This is a genomic window from Streptomyces sp. SID5785, assembly GCF_009870065.1.
In the GTDB taxonomy this organism is placed as follows: Bacteria; Actinomycetota; Actinomycetes; order Streptomycetales; family Streptomycetaceae; genus Streptomyces.
Window position 1 is genome coordinate 1 of sequence record NZ_WWIA01000574.1, and the last position, 5,120, is coordinate 5,120.

Consider the following 5,120-nt stretch of genomic DNA (forward strand, 5'->3'; position numbering starts at 1 on the left):
TGACGTCAGCGCCTCCGCGTACCGCTTCGCCTCGTCGTAGACGCTGCGCGGGCCCACCGGGTTCACATGCCCCCAGTACTCCTCCGGCTGCGGGTGTACCTCCGGGTCGCCGTACGCCTCGCTCGTCGACGCGAGCAGGAAGCGGGCGCCGTGGCGCAGCGCACACCGCAGCGCGTTCTCCGTGCCGCGGCTGCCCACCGCCAGCGTCTCCAGCGGCAGTCGGTGGTAGTCGGGCGGGGACGCGGGGCTCGCCAGGTGCGCGACCGCGTGCACCGGCCCGGGCACCTCGAACGGCTCGGTCACGTCACGGGACAGGAGCCGGAAGCGGGGCGCGGACAGCAGGTGCGCCACGTTCGCGGGGAGGCCCGTGCAGAAGTTGTCCAGGCACCAGACGCTGTCGCCGCGGGCGAGGAGGGCCTCGCACAGGTGCGAGCCGAGGAATCCGCCGCCGCCCGTGACCACGACCCTCATGACGCACCGCCCGCCGCCGGACCGCCGAGCGCGTGGAACGCCCAGCCGGCCGCGCCCCACACCCGTCCGTCCAGGCAGTTGCGGGCGTCGAGCACGGTCGGGGTGCGGACCAGGGGCACCAGCGCGGCGGGGGACAGGGCGCGGTACTCGGGCCACTGCGTCAGGTGCAGCACCAGGTCCGCGTCCTCGCAGGCCTTGGGCACGTCCAGGGCGTACGTGAGATCGGGGTACGCGGCACGGGCGTTGTCCAGCGCCTGCGGATCGTGCACCCGCACGGCGCCGCCCTCCGCGGCGACGGCCGCCGCGACGGCCAGCGCGGGCGAGTCGCGCACGTCGTCGCTGCCCGGCTTGAACGCGGCTCCCAGCACACCGACGCGGCGACCGGCGAACCCTCCGCCGAGCAGGGCGCGGGCCCGGTCCACCGTCCGCCGCCGCTGGCGGGTGTTGATCCGGTCCACCTCGTGCAGGAACGCGACGGCGGGGCCGGCGCCCAGCTCCTCGGCGCGGGCGGCGAACGCACGGATGTCCTTGGGGAAGCAGCTCCCGCCGAAGCCGAGCCCGGGGTCGAGGAACCGCGGTCCGATCCGCGTGTCCGCGCCCATCGCCCGTGCCAGCAGGGTGACATCGGCGCCGGCCGCGTCGCACACCTCGGCCATCGCGTTGACGAACGAGATCTTCGTGGCGAGGAAGGCGTTGGAGGCGACCTTCACCAGCTCCGCGGTGGCCGGGTCCGTCGTGAACACGGGCACCCCGCGCCGCAGCAGCGGCCCGTACGCCGCGCGCAGGAGCGTCTCCGCCCGCGGCGACGACACCCCGAGGACCAGCCGTTCGGGACGCATCGTGTCGTGCACCGCCGCGCCCTCGCGCAGGAACTCGGGGTTCCAGGCGACCTCGGTGCCCGGCGCCAGGTCCGTGAGCCGGCGCCGGATCCGCGCGGCGGTGCCGACCGGCACCGTCGACTTGCCGACGACCAGGGCGCCCGGCCGCAGCCGCGGACCGAGCCCTTCGACGACGGCGTCCACGAACCGCAGGTCCGCGCCGTCCCCGTCGGGCCGCTGCGGCGTCCCCACACACACGAAGTGCAGGTCCGCGAAGCGGGCCGCCTCGGTGAGCGACGTGGTGAACCGCAGCCGGCCCGCGGCCGTGCCGCGCGCCAGCAGCGCATCGAGTCCCTTCTCGTGCAGCGGGGCCCGGCCCGCGGCGAGGGCCGCGACCCGCTCGGCGTCGATGTCGACGCCGAGCACGTCGTGGCCGATGCCGGCCATGCACGCCGCGTGCACCGTGCCGACGTATCCCGTGCCGATGACCGTCATCCGCATGGTCCCGCTCCTTCGCACTGCTCGATGCCCGGCCGGCGGGGTGTGCCCCGCAGACCGTCGGGGTTGAGCTGCTGGAAACGCCAGGCGTCCCGGCACATGTCGGCCAGTCCCCGGGTGGGGTGCCAGCCCCAGGCGCGGCTCACCGCGCCCGCGTCCGCCACGAGTTCGGCGACGTCGCCCGCGCGGCGCCCGGCGATCTCGTACGCGATGTCCTGACCGCTCGCCCGTGCGAACGCGGCCCGCACCTCCAGCACCGAACTGCCGTGTCCTCGGCCGAGGTTGAACACCCGCAGGCCCGGCGCGTCGGCCAGCCGGTCGAGCGCGATCCGGTGGGCCTCGACGGTGTCCACGACGTGCAGGTAGTCCCGCACCGCGGTGCCGTCGGGAGTCGGCCAGTCGGCGCCGAACACGCGCAGCCGCGGGCGCCGTCCGGCGGCGACCCGGGCGAGGCAGGGGAAGAGGTTGCCGGGGGTGCCGTGCGGGTCCTCCCCGAGCAGGCCGCTGGGGTGCGCGCCCGCCGGGTTGAAGTAGCGCAGGCACAGCACCGTCCAGCGCGGGTCGGCCCGGCACACGTCGGCGAGCACGGTCTCGCACACCGACTTGGAGCGTGCGTACGGGTTCGTCGGCCGGTGCGGGGCCGACTCGTCGAGCGGGCCCCCGCCCGCGTCGCCGTACACCGAGCAGGAGGAGGAGAACACCAGGCTGCGCACGCCGTGTTCGGCCATGACGTGCAGCAGGGCGGTGGTCCCGCCGACGTTGGCGTCGTAGTAGGTGACGGGCATGCGGGTCGACTCGCCGACGGACTTGTGCGCGGCGAAGTGCAGGACGGCGTCGACGGAATGGCGGTCGAAGACGGCCGACAGGGCGCGCCGGTCCCTGATGTCCAGTTCGTAGACGGCGCCGGTGAACCGGCCCGCGATCCGTTCGACCCGGGAGAACACCTGCGGGCCGCTGTTGGAGTAGTCGTCGACGACGATCACCTCGTAGCCGTGGTCGAGGAGTTCGACACAGGCGTGGCTGCCGATGAAGCCGGCGCCGCCGGTGACGAGCACGGTCGAGGGGGAGCGGTGACGGTCGGACACGGTGCTCACCAGCCCAGAACGGCGGCCGCGTAGGCCGGGTACAGGACGGCGGCCGTCGCGACGGCCAGCACCGCCGGGACCGCCGCCAGGAGGGGGAGGCGCGCGGTGTGCAGCGCCGCCCGGAACGGCACCGAGGCCGCCCGGGAGGTCTCGCGCACGTGCAGCAGCGGGACGGCGAGCGCGACCAGCGCGTACGCCGCGCCCGCGACCAGGCACAGGAAGACGTAGCCGACGGCCGGGCCGGTCAGCTCTCCGTACACGGCGACGGCGGGAAGTACGGTGCCGATGACGGCGAACGGCACGGTCAGCCGGGTGGGCAGCGGCCGCGGGCCGGCCGCGTGCTTGGGCGTCACCTTGAACGTGACCTGCCGGGGCCGCGCCTTCTGGCGGACCGCGCCGCACAGGCCGGCGATGACGAACGGCCAGCGGGCCAGTGCGAACAGCCACACCTCCCAGCTGAGCAGCGGTGCCCCGGGCGGCCGCAGCAGTCCGCGCCGCCGCAGCAGCCACAGGGTGAGCATCAGCCACAGCGGCATCAGCCAGAAGTGCAGCAGGAACTGGAAGTAGTCGACGTTCATCCACGGCAGCCCCGTGATCACGGCGACCGGCGGCAGCACGAGTCCGGCCACGATCATCAGGCCGAGCAGCGGATAGTAGGCCAGTGCGTACGCGAACCGCAGGCGCAGCGTCGTGGAGAACCGGGCCAGATGGCGTGGCAGCAGCCCGAGCAGCATCGTGGTGAGGCTGCGCGACCACTGGTACTCCTGCGTCACCATGTCGGGGAAGGTCAGCGGCCCGTCGCCGTGTGCCTCGGCATCGATGGCGAACGCGCCCTGCCAGCCCGCCGAGTTGAGCAGGTACGTCGTCGAGAAGTCCTCGGCGAGTTCGGGTCCCAGGCCGCCGATGTCGCGCAGCGCACGGGTGCGCACCGCGTAGTGCGAGCCGATGCACATGGGGGCCAGTCCGTCGCTGTGGCCGAGCTGGACGGCCCCGTGCCACACGGCCTCGCGGTGCAACCGGCCGCGCGCCGACCAGGACAGGGCGCTGTTGGCGTCGCAGACGCTGGGCGCGGCGACGTATCCGACGGCCGGGTCGGCGAACGGGCGGACCATCTCGGCGAGATAGCCGGGGGCCGGCACGTGGTCGCAGTCGAGCTGCGCGACGACCGCGTACTCGGCGTAGCCCCAGTGGTCGTAGAAGTAGGCGAGGTTGCCCTCCTTGCAGCGCGTGCGGCGCGGCCACGTCGGGCGGTGGTAGGCGGGCAGGCCCTGGCGCGAGGACAGTCGCACCCGGTGGCGGTGGCACCAGCCGGCGATGTCGCGGGTCGGCGCCTCGTCGCACAGCCACACGTCGAAGGGGTGCGGGAAGTCCTGCGCGAGCATCGCCTCCAGGGTGCGGCGGGCCGCGGGCCACGGCTCGGACGGCGCCCGGGTGACCGCGAACGCGACCGGCAGGGCGGGGACCGCGAGCGCCGGATCGACCCGGCGCAGCCGCAGGGCCGTCGCGAAGAAGTAGGCCGGCAGGCAGGTCAGGTAGAGCAGCAGCGCACTGTTGACGAGCAGTCCCGGCCAGCTCGCGCGGTGCTCGGGCCGCAGCCACCACGCCCAGAACCAGACCAGGCTGACCGACCAGCCCGCGGCGACGGCGAGGAGAGCGGCCCGGTCGCGGCGGGGGAGCGCGGGCACGAACGTCGCCGGCCGCACGGCACGCACCCGGCAGGGCCGGCCGAAGGCCGGGCCGTCGGAGGCGACCCGCACCACGTTGCCGTCCGAGATGCGGGCCAGGTGGTCCGCCACCTCGCGCAGGTCCCCCGGGCGGGGAACCACCGGAACCGGCTCGCGGTACGTCATGGCCGTACGCTCCTGCGCTGTACACCGACGGCGTATGTTTACGTCGTATATGTACGACTTTGCGCCTAGGGTGGAGCTGCGTCAAGACGAGTCGGCACAGGCCCGGGTGACAGGAGCAGACGATGCCGCGGAGCACCGCACGCACCCCGGACGGCGCCGGGGACCCGCCCGCCCGCCGCGCCTCGGACGGCGGGAAGTACGGCCGGCTGAACCGGGAGCGGGTTCTCGCCAGCGCCCTCGAGATCGTCGACCGGGACGGACTGCAGGCACTGAGCATGCGCGGCCTCGGAGCCGAGCTCGGCGTCGAGGCCATGGCCCTGTACCGGTACGCCGACGGCAAGGACGCCCTGCTCGACGGGCTCGTCGAGGCCTTCGTCGGTGAGCTGGAGGCGGTCCTC

General features: G+C 74.3%; 5 protein-coding genes. 1 reads left to right on the top strand and 4 read right to left on the bottom strand.

The window, feature by feature from the left end; translation table 11 throughout:
• From GTW43_RS18645 to GTW43_RS18660, 4 genes are all read right to left on the bottom strand, one after another.
• A partial coding sequence (locus tag GTW43_RS18645) for an NAD-dependent epimerase/dehydratase family protein (RefSeq protein WP_161303159.1) occupies nucleotides 1-471 on the bottom strand: 471 nt, incomplete at its 3' end.
• Nucleotides 468-1,790 (bottom strand): UDP-glucose/GDP-mannose dehydrogenase family protein, encoded by a 1,323-nt coding sequence (locus GTW43_RS18650; protein WP_161303160.1) that lies wholly within the window; start codon nucleotides 1,788-1,790, stop codon nucleotides 468-470. The genes GTW43_RS18650 and GTW43_RS18645, both read right to left, overlap by 4 nt.
• On the bottom strand, nucleotides 1,781-2,872 hold the full coding sequence (gene galE, locus GTW43_RS18655; RefSeq protein ID WP_343246052.1) for a UDP-glucose 4-epimerase GalE: 1,092 nt from the start codon (nucleotides 2,870-2,872) through the stop codon (nucleotides 1,781-1,783). The genes GTW43_RS18650 and galE overlap by 10 nt, the downstream gene beginning before the upstream one ends.
• 5 nt (nucleotides 2,873-2,877) lie before the next feature.
• Nucleotides 2,878-4,722, bottom strand: coding sequence for a glycosyltransferase family 2 protein (locus GTW43_RS18660; protein ID WP_161303162.1), 1,845 nt, complete (start codon nucleotides 4,720-4,722; stop codon nucleotides 2,878-2,880).
• 122 nt (nucleotides 4,723-4,844) lie between these two features.
• Between GTW43_RS18660 and GTW43_RS18665 the strand changes: the two genes are divergently transcribed.
• On the top strand, nucleotides 4,845-5,120 hold a 276-nt coding region (locus GTW43_RS18665), incomplete at its 3' end, for a TetR family transcriptional regulator (RefSeq protein ID WP_161303163.1).

Bases quoted from the DNA above. Each gene is read 5' to 3' on its own strand.
- GTW43_RS18660 (WP_161303162.1), bottom strand. From the start codon at position 4,722: ATGACGTACCGCGAGCCGGTTCCGGTGGTTCCCCGCCCGGGGGACCTG.
- GTW43_RS18650 (WP_161303160.1), bottom strand. From the start codon at position 1,790: ATGCGGATGACGGTCATCGGCACGGGATACGTCGGCACGGTGCACGCG.